Consider the following 15,407-nt stretch of genomic DNA (forward strand, 5'->3'; position numbering starts at 1 on the left):
GAAGGGGCGGGCGGCGCCTAGACCGCGATGTTGTCGATCAGGCGGACGCCGGCGAGCCAGGCGGCGGCGAAGAGGCGGGCGGGGCGCGTGGGGGCGTCGAGCAGGTGCAGGTCGTCGGCGGCGCGGAGGTCGAGATATTCGACCTGGGTGAAGCCGGTCTTTTCCAGCCGGTCGATGGCGGTGCGCTGGAGCGGGCCGAAGGGCCGGCCCTCGGCGAGGCCCCGGGCCACGGTTTCCATTTCCTCGAAAAGGCGCGGGGCGAGGGTGCGGGCACGGTCCGAGAGCAGCAGGTTGCGGGAGGAGAGCGCCAGCCCGTCGATGTCGCGGATCGTCGGGCAGCCGTGGATGGTGATCTGCAGGTCGAGGTCGCGGGCGAGGCGGGTGACGACCTGCAATTGCTGGAAGTCCTTTTCGCCGAAGAAGGCATCGGTCGCCGTGGTCTGGGTGAAGAGCTTGGTGCAGACCGTGGCGACGCCGTCGAAATGGCCGGGGCGCAGGATGCCGTCCATCACGTCGGTGAGGCCCGAGACCGAGACGGTGGTGGCGAAGCCGTCGGGGTAGACCTGGTCGGGGTCGGGCACGTAGAGCGCGTCGATCTCGAGGCGGGCGAGCTTGCGGGCGTCTTCCACTTCGGTGCGGGGGTAGTTGGCGAGATCGTCGGGATTGTTGAACTGCCTGGGGTTGACGAAGATCGTGACGATCACCCGGTCGCAGCGGTCCTTGGCCGCCTGGACCAGCGAGAGGTGCCCGTCATGCAGCGCCCCCATGGTGGGCACGACGCCGATGGTCTCGTGCGCGTCGTGCCAGGTGCGGGTCAGGACGCGCAGGTCGGCGAGGCGGCGGAGGATCGGGGGCGGGGTCATCGGCGGGCCTTCGGATGATTTGCGGGCGTCGGAGCGGGTTCTATCCGCAGTGCGGAGGGGAATCCACCGCTTCGCGCGCGGCTTGAGGTTGATTGCGGGGCGGTTTCCGGAGAGACTTCGCCCACAGGGTGGGGAATCCACGAGGGCACAGGAGTGATGGAAGGATGAAGACGTTCCGTATGGCCGCGCTGGCGGGCGCGATGGTGATGGCGGCGGGGGCCGCGCAGGCGAAGAGCGACATCGTTGTCGGGCTGAACCTCGAGCCGCCGCATCTCGACCCGACAAGCGCCGCGGCCGGGGCCATCGACCAGGTGCTTTATGCCAATGTTTTCGAAGGGTTGACCCGGTTCGGGCCGGATGGCTCGGTGAATCCGGGCCTGGCCGAGAGCTGGGAGATTTCCGAGGACGGGCTGACCTATACGTTCAAGCTGCACGAGGGGGTGACGTTCCATGACGGCTCGGCGCTCGATGCCGGCGACGTGAAGTTCAGCCTCGATCGCGCGCGCGATGAGGACAGCCAGAACGCGCAGAAGGCGCTGTTCGAGGGGATCGAGAGCGTCGAGGCGGTGGATGACCTGACCGTCAAGGTCACGCTCAAGGCGCCGGACGGAAGCTTCCTGTTCAACATGGCCTGGGGCGACGCGGTGATCGTGGCGCCCGAGAGCATCACCGAGATCGCGCAGGAGCCGGTGGGCACCGGCGCCTTCGTCTTCGACGACTGGGTGCAGGGCGACCGGATCACGTTGGTGAAGAACCCCGATTACTGGGGGGAGCCCGCGAAGCTGGACCGGGTGACGTTCAAGTTCATCTCGGACCCGACGGCGGCCTTTGCCGCGGTGATGGCGGAGGACGTGCATGCGTTTCCGGGGTTCCCGGCGCCCGAGAACCTGCCGCAGTTCGAGGCGGATGCGCGGTTCCAGGTGCTGGTGGGCTCGACCGAGGGGGAGACGATCCTGTCGACCAACAACAAGATGGCGCCGTTCGACGACGTGAAGGTGCGCGAGGCGATTGCGCATGCGATCGATCGGCAGGCGATCATCGACGGGGCGATGTTCGGCCTCGGCACGCCGATCGGCACGCATTTCGCGCCGCATAACCCGGATTACGTCGACCTGACGGAGATGTCGCAATACGACCCGGAGAAGGCCAAGGCATTGCTGGCCGAGGCGGGGTACGCGGACGGGTTCACCACCACGCTGAAGCTGCCGCCGCCCTCCTATGCGCGGCGCGGGGGCGAGATCATCGCGGCGCAGCTTCGGGCCGTGGGGATCGAGGCGGAAATCTCGAACCTCGAATGGGCGCAGTGGCTGGAGCAGGTGTTCAACGGCAAGGATTTCGGGCTGACCATCGTGAGCCATACCGAGCCCTTCGATATCGGGATCTATGCGCGGCCGGATTACTATTTCCAGTATGACGATGCCGGGTTCCAGGAGATGAACACCGAGCTGGGCGGCGAGGCGGACCCGGCGAAGCGCACCGCGCTGCTGGAGAAGATGCAGCGGAAGATCGCGGAGGATTACGTGAACGGCTACCTCTTCCAGCTGGCGACGCCGACGGTGGCCAATGCCAAGATCAAGGGGCTGTGGAAGGATGCGCCGACGCAGGCCACGGACCTGACGGGGGTCTATTGGGAAGACTGACCGGCAGGGTGCCCGGAATTCTTGAAAATTCCGCGGCGCGGGCGGTGGCGGGTGACCGCCGCCGCAACCGGTTTGCGGTCCGGTGCGGGGGGCGGCGGAAAATGGGAATTTTCCGGGTCGGAATTTTGGAAAATTCCGACGCCTCCGGCGGGGAGTTCAGGGGCCTCCCGGAAACTCTCCGGTGGAGAGTTTTGCCCCTGAACGGGCGGAGCCCGTTGGCCAAGAAGAAGCCGGGGGTGGCGTGATGCTGCGCTATGTGGGGCGGCGGGTGGTGTCGCTTGCGGTCTCGCTTCTGGTGGCGTCGGTGGTCATCTTCCTGGCGCTGGAAGTCGTGCCGGGGGATCCGGCGGCCTACATGCTGGGGATCAACGCGCAGGAGGATACGCTGGCGGCCTTGCGCGCCGAGCTGGGGCTCGATCAGTCGCGGGTGGAAAGATACCTGAGCTGGGTGGGTGGCATGGTGCAGGGGGATTTCGGGACCTCCTACACCTATCGGACGCCGGTGGCGGAGATGATTGGCGACCGGTTGTGGGTGAGCCTGCCGCTGGCGCTTTATGCGCTGGTGCTGTCGACGCTGATTGCCTTTCCGGCGGGGATCTGGGCGGCGTCGAGGCGTGGCTCGCCCGTCGACTGGGGGGTGATGGGGGTGACGCAGCTTGGCGTGGCGATCCCGAATTTCTGGTTCGCGATGCTGATGGTGCTGGTCTTTGCGATCAACCTGCGCTGGTTCAGCGCCGGCGGGTTTGCCGGGTGGGAGAACGGGCTGCTGGCGGGGATGAAGAGCCTGACCCTGCCGGCCATCGCGCTGGCGCTGCCGCAGGCGAGTATCCTGGCGCGGGTGATGCGCTCGGCCTTGCTGGACACGCTGGGGGAGGATTTCATCCGGACGGCGCGGGCCAAGGGGCTGACACGGGGGCAGGCGTTGAGGCGGCACGCGCTTCGGAACGCGATGATCCCGGTGCTGACGATCATCGGGTTGCAGTTTTCCTTCCTGCTGGCCGGCGTCATCATCATCGAGAACGTGTTCTTCCTGCCCGGGCTGGGGCGGCTGGTGTTCCAGGCGATCAGCTCGCGCGACCTGATCGTGGTGGAATCGGTGGTGATGTTCCTGGTTTTCGCCGTGGTGATGGTGAATTTCGTGGTGGACCTGACCTATGCCTGGGTCGATCCGCGCCTCAGGGGGCGGCGATGAGGGGGGCACTCATTTTCGGGGCCTGCCTGTCGGCGGTGTTTGCCGGGGCGGCGGTGCTGTCCTTCCTGTGGGTGCCCTATGACATCGAGGCGCTGGATATCGCCAACAAGATACAGGCGCCTTCTGCCGCGCATCCCTTGGGCACGGATCATTTCGGGCGGGATATCCTGTCGATGATCATGGTGGGGGCGCGGACCTCGATCGCCGTGGCGCTGGTGGCGGTGGGGATCGGCATGGGGCTGGGCGTGCCGCTGGGGCTGGCGGCGGCGGCACGGCGGGGGTCGTGGCTGGACGAGGTGATCAGCCGGGGAAACGATTTGATTTTCGCGTTTCCGAGCCTGCTGATCGCGATCATGATCACGGCGGTGTTCGGGCCGAGCGCCGTGAATGCGATCATCGCCATTGGCATCTTCAACATTCCCGTTTTCGCACGCCTTGTGCGGGGCGCGGCGATGAGCCTGTGGACGCGGGAATACGTGCTGGCGGCTCGGGTGGCTGGGAAGGGGGCGGTGCGGATTTCGTGGGAGCATATCCTGCCCAATGTCGCCAACCTGCTGATCGTGCAGGGGACGATCCAGTTCAGCTTGGGGATTTTGGCGGAGGCGGGGCTGTCTTACGTCGGCCTCGGGGCGCAGCCGCCGGTGCCGAGCTGGGGCAGGATGCTCGCCGACAGCCAGACGATGATTTCCTTCGCGCCGCATATGGCGCTGTTTCCGGGGTTGGCGATTTTGCTGACGGTGCTGGGGCTGAACCTGATGGGGGACGGTTTGCGTGACCTGCTGGACCCGCGGCTTCGGAGGGCGCGGCAATGAGCCTGCTGGAGATCGAGAGGCTGGGGTTGCGCATCGGCCGGGTGTCGGTGCTGGAGGACGTGTCGTTCTCGGTCGGCGCGGGCGAGATCGTGGGGGTGATCGGCGAGTCGGGGAGTGGCAAGTCGATGACCGCGCTGAGCGTGATGCAGTTGCTGCCGCAGGGGGCGCGGTGTTCGGGCCGGATCCTGCTGGCGGGGCGCGACGTGCTGACGCTGAAGGAACGGGCGCTCTGCCGGGTCAGGGGTAACGAGGTGGGGATGGTGTTCCAGGAGCCGATGACGGCGCTGAACCCGTTGCAGACCATCGGCGACCAGGTGGCGGAGACGGTGTTGATCCACGAGCGGGTGGGCCGGGCCGAGGCGATGGCCCGGGCGGCGGAGGCGCTGGCGCGGGTGGAGCTGCCGCAGGACCGCTTTCCGCTGGGGCGCTATCCGCACGAGCTGTCGGGCGGGCAGAGGCAGCGGGTGGGGATCGCCATGGCGATTGCGCTGCGGCCGAAGCTGCTGATTGCCGACGAGCCGACGACGGCGCTGGATGTCACCACGCAGGCGGAAGTTCTGCGGCTGTTGAAGCGGCTGGTGCAGGAGGACGGGATGGGGCTGATGCTGATCTCGCATGACCTTGGGGTCGTGGCGGGGATGGCGAACCGGATCGTGATCATGCGGCAGGGCAAGGTGATGGAGGAGGGGCGGTTCGGGGCGCTGAGCCATCCGTACTCCCTGAGGCTGCTGGAGGCGTCGGACCATGTGCCGGCGCGCGAAGGGCAGGCCGGCGAGGCGCCGTTGCTGGAGGTGCGGGACGTGGTGCGGGAGTATGACACCCCGCGGCAGGGCTGGCTGGGCAAGCCGGGCGTTTTCCGGGCGGTGGACGGGGTGAGTTTCGACGTGCGGCGGGGGGAGAACCTTGGCCTGGTGGGCGAATCGGGCTGCGGGAAGTCGACGCTGACGCGGGCGATCCTGGGGCTGGAGGAGGTGCAGGGTGGCACGATCCGGCTGGACGGGCAGCCGGTTTTCGTGGGGCACAAGCCCAACCGGGCCGTGCGGCGGCGGATGCAGGTGGTGTTCCAGGACCCTTATGGCAGTTTCAACCCGCGCCACCGGGTGGGCCGGCTGGTGGCGGAGCCGTTCCACCTGTTGGACGAGGCGCCGACGGGTGAGGCGCGGGCGGCGGCGGTGGCCGAGGCGCTGGAGAGCGTGGGGCTGACGGCGGGAGATGCCGAGAAATACGTTCACGAGTTCAGCGGCGGGCAGCGGCAGAGGATCGCCATTGCCCGGGCGCTGATCATCCGGCCGGAGCTGATCATCCTCGACGAGGCGGTGAGCGCGCTGGACGTGCAGGTGCGGGCGCAGATCCTCGACCTTTTGGCGGGGTTGTCGGACCGGCTGGGGCTGACCTACCTGTTCATCAGCCATGACCTGTCGGTGGTGCGCAACGTGACCGACCGGGTGCTGGTGATGCAGGCGGGACGGATCGTCGAGCAGGGGGCGACGGAGGAGGTCTTCGCCCGCCCGCGGCATGCCTATACCCGGCAGTTGATCGCGGCGGTGCCGAAACTGCCGAGGTCGGCATAGCCAACCGCCTCCGCCTCGCCTACAACTGGGCCGTGAGCCCTCGTTTCCCGAACACCGAAGACCGACCCCTGTCCCTCGACCCCCGCCCCCCGACACCGGAGACCGCCTTGCGCCTGATCATCGCCCTGTGCCTTTGCCTGACCGTCCTGCCCGCCGCCGCGATTGCCGCGCCGGAGGAGGATGTCGTCGTCGTGACCAAGCAGGATATCATGGCGCTGCTGGCGCAGATTCCCGATATCGCGCCGGTGCGCGAGGACATGCGTGCGCTGGGCTTTCGGGGCGAGAACCTGGAGCTGGCGGTGGCGCAGAACCGGGCGTTCTATACCGATCCGGTGATTGCCGGGCATATCGCCGAACAGGTGATGATGGCCTATGCCAACCCCGGCCGGCCCGGGCAGGCGCAGGGACTGATCTGGCCGCTGATCGATCGGGGGCTGGGGCATCTGCCGACGCGGAAGCTTCGGTACTATTACAAGGTCGAGGAGACGATGATCGACGCGCTGCCGGTGGCGCAGTGCGGGCGGATCATCCGCAACGACCTGTCGGCACAGGCGCATTCGGACACGATGAGCCGGGTGGCGGCGCGGCTGAACGCGCCGGCGCTGAAGGAGTATTACGCGATCCAGCTTCGCGCCGCGCGGCTTGGGGCGAGCCGGCGGGCCGTGCGGCTGTCGCGGGCGCAGTTCGACCGGGTGCGCGCCGCGCTCGACCGGGAGATGGACGTGCTGGTGGCGGGCACGCCGCGGCCCGAGTCGATCATCGAGGCGATGCGCGACCTGCGGCGGGCGGATGACCGGCGGGCCTGCGTGATCGGGCGGCTTATGTATGACGCGGTGATGCGGCTGGAAGGGCAGGTCCAGCGCGACGCGCTGATTTTCATGAGCGCCCCGTGAGCGCGCCGCTTCGCATCGCCAACCGCGACGCGCGGCGGCTCTGGCTGTGGACGAACGGCTTGTCGGGTACGCCGGTGGGGCCGGTGGACGTGATGGGGATGATCCGGGCGCTGGGTTTTGTCCAGATCGACACCATCCGCAACGTGACGCGGGCGCATCATCACATCCTGTGGAGCCGGAACCAGAATTACCGCGAGAAGATGCTGTGGCCGCTGCTGCGGCAGCGGGAGATCTTCGAGCATTTCACCCACGATGCCTCGCTTATCCCGATGGACGTGCTGCCGATGTGGCAGCGCCAGTTCCGGCGGCTGGGCGAGCGGGCGGCGCGGCATGACTGGTTCCAGTCGGGGCTGGGGCAGGAGCAGATCGCCGGCATCCGCGCACGGATCGCGGCGGAGGGGGCGCTGTCGACCCATGCGTTCGAGACCAAGGCGGAAAGCCGCGAGATGTGGGCCCGCCCGCCGCACAAGAAGGCGCTCGACCAGATGTGGTATGCCGGGGAGCTGGCGACCTGTCACCGCGAGAATTTCGTGAAGTTCTATGATTTGGGCGAGCGGGTGTTCCCGGCGCATCTGCGCGAAGGGCCGGGGGAGGCGGAGAGCGCGCTGTGGCTGTGCGATGCCGCGCTCGACCGGCTGAGCGTGGGCACGACGGGCGAGGTGCAGCGGTTCTGGGCGGCGATGGAGGCGGGCGAGGCGCAAGGCTGGGCCGGGTCGAGACAGCCGGTGCCGGTTGAGGTGCAGGGGGCCGACGGGGCGTGGCGGAGTGCATGGGGTGCGCCGGATGTCGAGGCGCGGCTGGCGGATGCCCCGGCGCCGACGAGCCGGCTGAGGATACTGAACCCGTTCGACCCGGCGATCAGGGACCGGGTGCGGGTGGAACGGCTGTTCGGGTTCGCGTACCGCAACGAGATGTTCGTGCCGAAGGAGAAGCGGCTGTGGGGCTATTACGTCTATCCGCTGCTGGAGGGCGACCGGTTCGTGGGCCGCTGCGAGGTGAAGGCGGACCGGGCGGCTGGCTGGCTGCGGGTGACCGGGTTCTGGCCGGAGCGCGGCGTCAAGTGGGGGCCGGCGAGGGTGGAAAAGCTGGAGGCGGAGCTGGTCAGGTTCGCGCGGCTGGCGGGGATCAGGGATATTCACTGGGACGTGGCGCGGCCGGGCGATGGGGCGGGCGCGCCACGGCCTTGAGCCGGGGTTTGGTGAGGCGCGAGGTCCCGGGTCAGGCCCGGGACGGGTGACGGTGCAGGGCCGCGGATCGGTGGGCCGCGGTGCGGCGAACCAACGGTGGTGAGGGGCAGTTTATGTCTGTCAAGTACCCCTGACCTTTTTGCGTGGCATTTCGAATGCCAAATCGCCGTGCCGTCGGGGCGGCCCGCCGATCCGCGGCGGCGAGCCTTTGGCTCGCCTTGATTCCGCGGAAGGGGTCTTACTCGTTGCCTTGCACACGCTCCAGATCGGGCGCATCGGCCTTGGTCAGGGCCAGCGCCTGATCCGTCGTCAAGGCCGTGCAGAACTCGCCGTGAAGCGAGGCCACCGAGAGGGCGTGCACCGTTTCCGGGTCGTGATCCGTGCCGTCCGGGCCGACGCGGTTGGTGGTGGCGCAGGCATCCGGCACGAGGTAGGTGTCGTAGCCCATGTTGCCCGCCATCCGGGTCGAGGTTTCGACGCAGAAATTGGTGAAGAAGCCGATGATCACCAGCCGGGTGATACCGTGCTGGCGCATGCGGAGCTCGATATCGGTGCCGATGAAGGCGGAGTTCACGTCCTTGCGGATGACGATCTCGCCCGGGGCGGGCTCGAACCCGTCGATCATCGCGCCGGTGGGCAGGGAGAGCTTGAGGGGCGAGGCGGCCTCGCGGCTGTCGTGCTGGGTGTAGATCACCGGGAGGCCCTGTTCGCGCCAGGCTGCCAGCAGGCGGGCCATCTCGGCCTCGGCGCCGGGGTTGTTGCGGCGCCCCGTCGGCCCGCCCCAGTGTTCGAGCACGTTGACGCCTGTCTGGACGTCGATGAGGAGAAGGCCGGTTTCGGGGCCGAACTGGCGGATCATGGGGTGTTCCTTTCATTCATGTTGCCGGTGCAGTCGAGCATCCGGGGCGTCGGGATTCTGGTACAGCCGCGACAAAGGCGTTAGCAAGAGCGTCAAACCGGCAGATGCGGAGGAGTGCGGCATGCGGCTTGAAGGAAAGACGGCCATCGTCACCGGCGGGGCGAGCGGATTCGGCGAGGGGATCGTGCGGAAGTTCCTGGCCGAGGGGGCGGAGGTGATGATCGCCGATATCAACGGCGAGAAGGCGGCGGCGCTGGCCGAGGCGCTGGGATGCTATGCCTGCACGGTCGACGTGTCGGACGGGGGCAGCGTGCAGGGCATGGCGCTGGCCGCCGGGAAGACCTTCGGCGTGCCGGATATCATCGTGAACAATGCCGGGATCACCCATTTGCCGCAGGGCATGGAGTATGTCACGGAAGAGGATTTCGACCGGGTTTTCGCGGTGAACTGCAAATCGGTCTACCTGACGGCGCGGGCCTTCGTGCCGGGGATGAAGGAACGTGGCTCGGGGGTGGTGCTGAACATCGCCTCGACCGCCGGGGTGAGCCCGCGGCCGAAGCTGAACTGGTACAACGCCTCGAAGGGGTGGATGAACACGGCGACGAAGACCATGGCGGTGGAGCTGGCCCCGGACGGGATCCGGGTGAACGCGCTGAACCCGGTGGCGGGCGAGACGCCGCTGCTGGCCTCGTTCCTTGGCGAGGATACGCCGGAGATGCGGGCGAAGTTCCTGTCGACCATTCCGCTGGGCCGGTTTTCGACGGCGGAGGATATGGGCAACGCGGCCTGCTACCTGTGCTCGGACGAGGCGGCGATGGTGACGGGGGTGTGCATGGAAGTGGACGGGGGGCGGTGTATCTGAGGTTGGTGATTGGCCGGAGGTGACGCTGGCGAAGTGGTCCGGGCCCAGTGGCCGGGACGGGTGGTGTCTTGATGCGCGGCGGCCTGCGGCCTTGATTCCGCGCAGGCGCATATGTTCAACCGTGGACAGACAACGCCGCGCGCCACCACCCCCTCCCCGCCCAACCCCCTTTTCAACCGGGCGGGAAGCCTTTATCGGGTGAACCCCGAAGCCAAGGCGAGACTGACATGAGCCAGAAGACAGCACTCATCACCGGCATCACCGGGCAGGACGGCGCCTACCTGGCCGAGTTCCTGCTGGACAAGGGCTATGCCGTCCACGGCATCAAGCGGCGCACGTCGCTGTTCAACACCGCCCGGATCGACCACCTGATCGAGGGAGCGCCGGGGCGCGAGGGCCGCTTCGTGCTGCATCACGGCGACATGACCGACAGCTCGTCGCTGACGCATATCCTGCAGAAGGTGAAGCCCGACGAGGTGTATAACCTCGCGGCGCAGAGCCACGTCGCCGTGTCCTTCGAGGAGCCGGAATACACCGCCAATTCCGACGCGCTGGGCGCGCTGCGGCTGTTGGAGGCGATCCGGTTCCTGGGGCTGGGGGAGAAGACGCGGTTTTACCAGGCGTCGACCTCGGAGCTTTACGGCCTCGTGCAGGAGGTGCCGCAGCGGGAGACGACGCCGTTCCACCCGCGCTCGCCTTATGCCGTGGCCAAGCTCTATGCTTACTGGATCACGGTGAATTATCGCGAGGCTTACGGGCTGTATGCCTGCAATGGCACACTCTTCAACCACGAGAGCCCGCTGCGCGGCGAGACCTTCGTCACCCGCAAGATCACCCGGGCGCTGGCAAGGATCAAGCTGGGCACGCAGCAGGAGTTGCGGCTGGGCAACATGGATGCCAAGCGCGACTGGGGCCATGCGCGGGATTACGTCAAGATGATGTGGCTGATGCTGCAGCAGGACAAGCCCGAGGATTACGTGATCGCCACGGGCGAGCAGTACTCGGTGCGGGAATTCGTGGCGCGCGCGGCGGAGGTTCTGGGCATGACGATCACCTTCGAGGGCGAGGGTGTCGACGAGGTGGGCCGGGACGAGAGCGGCCGGGTGATCGTGCGGGTCGATCCGCAGTATTTCCGCCCGGCGGAGGTGGAGACGCTTCTGGGCGATGCCTCGAAGGCGCGGCAGGAGCTGGGCTGGACCCCCGAGACGAGCTTTGACGAGCTGGTGCGGGAGATGGTCGAGAGTGACCTTGAGGAGGCCAAGCGGAATGGCTGAGCCGGTCTATGCGCTTGCCGGCAAGCGGGTCTATGTCGCCGGGCACCGGGGCATGGTGGGGCAGGCGATCTGCCGCCGGCTGGAGCGGGAGGACTGCACGGTGCTGACCGCCGGGCGCCAGGATGCCGACCTGACGCGGCAGGCGGAGGCGGAAGCATGGATCGCGGAGAACAGGCCGGATGCGGTGTTCGTGGCCGCCGCGAAGGTGGGCGGCATCCTGGCCAATGACTCGTATCCGGCAGACTTCCTTTACGAAAACCTGATGATCGAGGCCAATGTTATCCACGCTTCGCACCGGTCGGGTGTCGAAAAGCTGATGTTTCTCGGATCGAGCTGTATTTATCCCAAGCTGGCCGAACAGCCGATGCGGGAGGATGCGCTGCTGACCGGGCCGCTGGAGCCGACGAACGAGTGGTACGCGATTGCCAAGATCGCCGGGATCAAGCTGTGCCAGGCATATCGCAAGCAGCACGGGGCGGATTTCATCTCGGCGATGCCGACGAACCTCTATGGCACGGGCGACAATTACGATCTCGAGACCAGCCATGTTCTGCCGGCGCTGATCCGCAAGATGGTCGAGGCACGGGACGAAGGGCGCGAGGAAGTGGTGATGTGGGGCACGGGCAGCCCGCTCCGCGAGTTCATGCATGCCGATGACCTTGCAGATGCGCTGGTGTTCCTGATGCAGCATTACTCGGGGCATGAGCATGTGAATGTCGGGTCGGGGCAGGAGATTACCATTCGGCAGCTTGGCGAGACGATTGCCGCGGCGGCGGGATATAAAGGCCGGATCGTGCAGGACACGTCGAAGCCGGACGGGACGCCGCGGAAGCTGATGGATAGCAGCCGTTTGCACGGGATGGGGTGGCGGCCCGGGATTTCCCTTGATGAGGGGATCGCGCGGTGTGTCAGGGAATTCGAAGAGATGCGCGCGACCGCGTGAAGGAGAGGCCCGATGGGACAATATGACAAGATCCACCTTGGTTGCGGCGTCAAGCATCTGCCGGGCTGGTTTCACGTGGATGCGCTGGACTATGACCATGTGGATCATGTCGGGCGGGTCGAGGATCTGTCGTTCATTCCGGACGGGTCGGCGAAGCTGATCTATGCCTGTCACGTGCTGGAGCATTTCGGGCGGCGGACCTACAAGGATGCGCTGGCCGAGTGGTGCCGGGTGCTGGCGCCCGGCGGAGTGCTGCGGTTGGCGGTGCCGGATTTCGGTGCGGCGGCAAGGCTTTACATGTCGGGGCGGCTGCCGCGGGGGATCGAGGATGTGCGCGGGTTGGTGACCGGCGGGCAGCGGGACGAGTATGATTTCCACGGGATGATTTTCGACGAGGCGTCGTTGGCGGAGGCCTTGAAGGAGGTCGGGTTTTCCGAGACGCGGTTGTGGGATTGGCGGGAGACCGAGCATTCGCACATGGACGATTATTCGCAGGCCTATCTGCCGCATATGGACAAGGAGAACGGGGTTCTCGTGTCGTTGAATATCGAGGCGGTGAAGTAGGGGCTTCGGCCACCAAACGGAGATATTGAACGTGCCCGCCCCGGACTTGATCCGGGGTCGTTGGTGGTGCGAGGGGCCGGGACGGGGGCATATGGTGCCGGGCTGATTTCCGGGGAAATGCAACGTCGGTATAACGTCGGTATTTTGTCGGTATTGCGTCGGTGCGGGTGTTGGGGGAGGTGGGTTTCACCCACCCTACGATTTGGCTGCGGGGTTTGCCATCTGTCCCGCCGGGCGAGCGCCGGCCCGTGGGGAGGCGCTGCAACGGATATGGCTCGCGCTTTATGGTGCCAAGTACATCATTCCTATGAACGTTATGCTACACCGCCAAAGCGCCTGCCCGTGGGGACGGGCCGGCGCTCGCCCGGCGCCGCGCTAGGGCGCGGCTTGATTCCGGGCGTGTGTCAGGATGGAGAGGCCTCTGGGCGGGTAGGGCTCGGGCTCTGGCCTACGCCACCCCGGCGCGGAGCGCGTCGTGGATGTGGACCAGCCCGACGAGGTGGTTTTCCGCATCGGTCACCAGCAGCACGGTGCGCTTGTTGGCGTTCATGACGCCGAGCGCCTCGACGAGCAGGGCGTCGGGGGCGGTGACAAGGGGGGATTTCGTGGCGACTTCGCCCGCCGTGCGGGTCATCAGGCCGTCCATGTTCCGGCGGAGGTCGCCGTCGGTGATGATGCCGGTGAGGCGGCCGTCGGAGACCACGGCGGCGACGCCGAAGCTTTTGCGGGTCATCTCGACCAGTGCCTCGCCCATCGGCGTGTCCTCGGCCACGACGGGCAGTTCGTCGCCCTTGTGCATGACCGCCGAGACCAGCAGGAGCTGCGCGCCCAGCGTACCGCCGGGGTGGTAGGCGAGGTAGCTGTCCTTGTCGAAGCCGCGCAGGCGCATGAGTGCGACGGCGAGGGCGTCGCCCAGGGCCAGCGTGCAGGTCGTGGAGGTGGTGGGGGCCATGCCGATGGCGCAGGCCTCGGGCGCGTCGGGGAGGGGGAGGACGTGGTCGGCCTGACGCCCGAGCGTGCTGTCGGGTTTCTTGGTGATGGCGATCATCGGGATGGCGAAGCGGCGGGTGTGGCCGATGATGTCGGCCAGTTCACGGGTTTCGCCGGAGTTGGAGATCAGGATCACCGCGTCGGCGCTGGTGATCATGCCCATGTCGCCATGGCTGGCCTCGCCCGGGTGGACGTACTGGGCGGGCGTGCCGGTGCTGGCCATGGTGGCGGCGATCTTGGCGGCGATATGGCCCGACTTGCCCATGCCCGAGACGATCACCCGGCCGGGCACGTTCAGGAGCAGCTCGGCCACGGTGTCGAAGCTGTCGGGCATCTCGTCGCGCAGGCGGGCGAGCGCCGCGCCCTCGATCTCGAGCACGTCGCGGGCGATGTCGGTGGGGCGGGGAGAGGTCATATGGCCGGCTCCGGAGCGTTGCGGATGGCGCAGCCATACCGTGCCGCCGCGGGAAGGCCAAGCCCCGCGGTTTTCGCTCTGGCGCATCGCCGGGCGCGCGACTAACGTCGCGGCCATGACAGGCCCTGATGTTCTCGACAGCCGGTATTCGTGGTTCCGCCTTGCCATCTCGCTTCTGATCGCGACGGTGGGGAACGTGGGCATCTGGGTGATCGTGATGGTCATGCCGGCGATCCAGGCGGAGTTCGGGATCGACCGGGGCGAGGCGTCTTTCCCCTACACGATGACGATGATCGGCTATGCGGTCGGCAATTTCGCGGTGGGGCGGATCATCGACCGGTTCGGGGTGACCGCGGCGCTGAGCCTGTCGGCGGCTATTATCGCGGGCGGCATGGGGCTGGCCGCGATCAGCCCGTCGGTGCTTTTGCTGGCGGGGTTGCAGCTTGTGATCGGGTTCGGCACGGGGGCCAGTTTCGGGCCGCTGATGACGGATGTGTCGATGTGGTTTTTGAAGCGGCGGGGGATCGCGGTGGCGATCACGGCCTGCGGGAATTACCTCTCCGGCGCGGTGTGGCCGCTGATGCTGGCCGGCGTGCTGGAGGCGGACGGGTGGCGCGCGGTTTACGTGTGGCTGGCGGTGATCACGGTGGTGACGATGGTGCCGCTGTCGTTCCTGTTGCGGCGGCGGGTACCGCTGGAGGCGACGGCACGGTCGGACGCGATTTCCAGCCTGCGGGCGAAGGCGGCGGGGTTCTCGCCCCGGACGCTGATGCTGATGCTGGGGCTGGCGGGGATCGGGTGCTGCGTGGCGATGTCGATGCCGCAGGTGCATATCGTGAGCCTGTGCACCGACCTGGGTTATGGCCCGGCGGTGGGCGGGCAGATGCTGGCGCTGATGCTGTTGGGCGGGGCGGCGTCGCGGCTGGTGTTCGGGTTCGTGGCCGACTGGCTGGGCGGGGTGAGGACGCTGTTGATCGGGTCGTCGCTGCAATGCCTGGCGCTGTTTCTGTATTTGCCGACGGGTGGGCTGACCTCGTTGTTCGTGGTCAGTGCCGTATTCGGCCTGTCACAGGGCGGGATCGTGCCGAGCTATGCGCTGGTGGTGCGGGAATACATGCCGAGCGTCGAGGCCGGGCGGCGCGTGGGGTTCGTGATCATGGCGACGATCATGGGCATGGCGCTGGGCGGGTGGATGTCGGGCTGGATCTATGACGTGACCGGCAGCTACCAGATGGCGTTCGTGAACGGGATCCTGTGGAACTTCCTGAACATGGGGATCATGGTGCTGATCCTGCTGCGGACGCGGCCGCGGAAGGCGGTGGCCGTCGCGGCCTGACCGGCG

The 15,407-nt window shown here is 67.2% G+C and carries 14 protein-coding genes; 11 read left to right on the top strand and 3 right to left on the bottom strand.

Translation table 11 applies throughout. From position 1 onward, the window contains the following. Window positions 1-17: 17 nt before the first annotated feature. The gene (gene panC / locus ACO07J_RS21995) at window positions 18-863 is read right to left on the bottom strand and encodes a pantoate--beta-alanine ligase (protein WP_422032977.1); all 846 of its coding nucleotides are present in this window, start codon (window positions 861-863) and stop codon (window positions 18-20) included. 164 nt (window positions 864-1,027) lie between these two features. Between panC and ACO07J_RS22000 the strand changes: the two genes are divergently transcribed. From ACO07J_RS22000 to ACO07J_RS22025, 6 genes are all read left to right on the top strand, one after another. After that, window positions 1,028-2,503 (top strand): ABC transporter substrate-binding protein, encoded by a 1,476-nt coding sequence (locus tag ACO07J_RS22000; RefSeq protein WP_422032979.1) that lies wholly within the window; start codon window positions 1,028-1,030, stop codon window positions 2,501-2,503. Window positions 2,504-2,747: 244 nt separating this feature from the next. After that, window positions 2,748-3,695: an ABC transporter permease gene (locus tag ACO07J_RS22005; RefSeq protein ID WP_422032981.1), complete on the top strand. Its 948-nt coding sequence runs from the start codon at window positions 2,748-2,750 to the stop codon at window positions 3,693-3,695. After that, window positions 3,692-4,507: an ABC transporter permease gene (locus tag ACO07J_RS22010; protein WP_422032983.1), complete on the top strand. Its 816-nt coding sequence runs from the start codon at window positions 3,692-3,694 to the stop codon at window positions 4,505-4,507. Before ACO07J_RS22005 ends, ACO07J_RS22010 begins: the two co-directional genes overlap by 4 nt. Beyond that, window positions 4,504-6,078, top strand: a complete 1,575-nt coding sequence (locus tag ACO07J_RS22015) for an ABC transporter ATP-binding protein (protein ID WP_422032985.1) — start codon at window positions 4,504-4,506, stop codon at window positions 6,076-6,078. The genes ACO07J_RS22010 and ACO07J_RS22015 overlap by 4 nt, the downstream gene beginning before the upstream one ends. A 107-nt stretch (window positions 6,079-6,185) precedes the next feature. After that, window positions 6,186-6,971, top strand: a complete 786-nt coding sequence (locus ACO07J_RS22020) for a hypothetical protein (protein WP_422032987.1) — start codon at window positions 6,186-6,188, stop codon at window positions 6,969-6,971. Then, window positions 6,968-8,158 (top strand): winged helix-turn-helix domain-containing protein, encoded by a 1,191-nt coding sequence (locus tag ACO07J_RS22025; RefSeq protein WP_422032989.1) that lies wholly within the window; start codon window positions 6,968-6,970, stop codon window positions 8,156-8,158. Before ACO07J_RS22020 ends, ACO07J_RS22025 begins: the two co-directional genes overlap by 4 nt. Before the next feature lie 238 nt (window positions 8,159-8,396). Here ACO07J_RS22025 and ACO07J_RS22030 read toward each other — a convergent pair whose 3' ends face one another. Then, window positions 8,397-9,017 carry a cysteine hydrolase family protein gene (locus ACO07J_RS22030; RefSeq protein WP_422032991.1) on the bottom strand — a complete coding sequence of 207 codons (621 nt, stop codon included), beginning with the start codon at window positions 9,015-9,017 and terminating at the stop codon, window positions 8,397-8,399. A 121-nt stretch (window positions 9,018-9,138) separates the two neighbouring features. Here ACO07J_RS22030 and ACO07J_RS22035 point away from each other — a divergent pair, with 121 nt between their 5' ends. From ACO07J_RS22035 to ACO07J_RS22050, 4 genes are all read left to right on the top strand, one after another. Further along, window positions 9,139-9,879 (top strand): SDR family oxidoreductase, encoded by a 741-nt coding sequence (locus ACO07J_RS22035; RefSeq protein ID WP_422032993.1) that lies wholly within the window; start codon window positions 9,139-9,141, stop codon window positions 9,877-9,879. 227 nt (window positions 9,880-10,106) lie between these two features. Continuing rightward, window positions 10,107-11,153: a GDP-mannose 4,6-dehydratase gene (gene gmd, locus ACO07J_RS22040; RefSeq protein ID WP_422032995.1), complete on the top strand. Its 1,047-nt coding sequence runs from the start codon at window positions 10,107-10,109 to the stop codon at window positions 11,151-11,153. After that, entirely contained in the window at window positions 11,146-12,096 is a 951-nt protein-coding gene (fcl, locus tag ACO07J_RS22045) for a GDP-L-fucose synthase (RefSeq protein WP_422032997.1), read from the top strand. Before gmd ends, fcl begins: the two co-directional genes overlap by 8 nt. Window positions 12,097-12,108: 12 nt before the next feature. Further along, window positions 12,109-12,660 (top strand): class I SAM-dependent methyltransferase, encoded by a 552-nt coding sequence (locus ACO07J_RS22050; protein ID WP_422032999.1) that lies wholly within the window; start codon window positions 12,109-12,111, stop codon window positions 12,658-12,660. A 448-nt stretch (window positions 12,661-13,108) separates the two neighbouring features. On the opposite strand, the gene ACO07J_RS22055 is transcribed toward ACO07J_RS22050, so the two are convergent. Continuing rightward, window positions 13,109-14,065 carry a KpsF/GutQ family sugar-phosphate isomerase gene (locus ACO07J_RS22055; RefSeq protein ID WP_422033001.1) on the bottom strand — a complete coding sequence of 319 codons (957 nt, stop codon included), beginning with the start codon at window positions 14,063-14,065 and terminating at the stop codon, window positions 13,109-13,111. A 115-nt stretch (window positions 14,066-14,180) separates the two neighbouring features. Here ACO07J_RS22055 and ACO07J_RS22060 point away from each other — a divergent pair, with 115 nt between their 5' ends. Further along, entirely contained in the window at window positions 14,181-15,401 is a 1,221-nt protein-coding gene (locus ACO07J_RS22060) for a CynX/NimT family MFS transporter (protein WP_422033003.1), read from the top strand. Window positions 15,402-15,407 lie beyond the last annotated feature (6 nt).

The sequence above is a fragment of the Roseovarius sp. genome, from assembly GCF_965228755.1.
GTDB lineage: Bacteria > Pseudomonadota > Alphaproteobacteria > Rhodobacterales > Rhodobacteraceae > Roseovarius.

Excerpts from the sequence above, each read along its gene's own strand:
- ACO07J_RS22050 (WP_422032999.1), top strand. The coding sequence starts at position 12,109 with ATGGGACAATATGACAAGATCCACCTTGGTTGCGGCGTCAAGCATCTG.
- fcl (WP_422032997.1), top strand. The coding sequence starts at position 11,146 with ATGGCTGAGCCGGTCTATGCGCTTGCCGGCAAGCGGGTCTATGTCGCC.
- ACO07J_RS22060 (WP_422033003.1), top strand. The coding sequence starts at position 14,181 with ATGACAGGCCCTGATGTTCTCGACAGCCGGTATTCGTGGTTCCGCCTT.
- ACO07J_RS22035 (WP_422032993.1), top strand. The coding sequence starts at position 9,139 with ATGCGGCTTGAAGGAAAGACGGCCATCGTCACCGGCGGGGCGAGCGGA.
- ACO07J_RS22030 (WP_422032991.1), bottom strand. The coding sequence starts at position 9,017 with ATGATCCGCCAGTTCGGCCCCGAAACCGGCCTTCTCCTCATCGACGTC.
- panC (WP_422032977.1), bottom strand. The coding sequence starts at position 863 with ATGACCCCGCCCCCGATCCTCCGCCGCCTCGCCGACCTGCGCGTCCTG.
- ACO07J_RS22005 (WP_422032981.1), top strand. The coding sequence starts at position 2,748 with ATGCTGCGCTATGTGGGGCGGCGGGTGGTGTCGCTTGCGGTCTCGCTT.
- ACO07J_RS22000 (WP_422032979.1), top strand. The coding sequence starts at position 1,028 with ATGAAGACGTTCCGTATGGCCGCGCTGGCGGGCGCGATGGTGATGGCG.
- ACO07J_RS22010 (WP_422032983.1), top strand. The coding sequence starts at position 3,692 with ATGAGGGGGGCACTCATTTTCGGGGCCTGCCTGTCGGCGGTGTTTGCC.
- ACO07J_RS22015 (WP_422032985.1), top strand. The coding sequence starts at position 4,504 with ATGAGCCTGCTGGAGATCGAGAGGCTGGGGTTGCGCATCGGCCGGGTG.
- gmd (WP_422032995.1), top strand. The coding sequence starts at position 10,107 with ATGAGCCAGAAGACAGCACTCATCACCGGCATCACCGGGCAGGACGGC.
- ACO07J_RS22055 (WP_422033001.1), bottom strand. The coding sequence starts at position 14,065 with ATGACCTCTCCCCGCCCCACCGACATCGCCCGCGACGTGCTCGAGATC.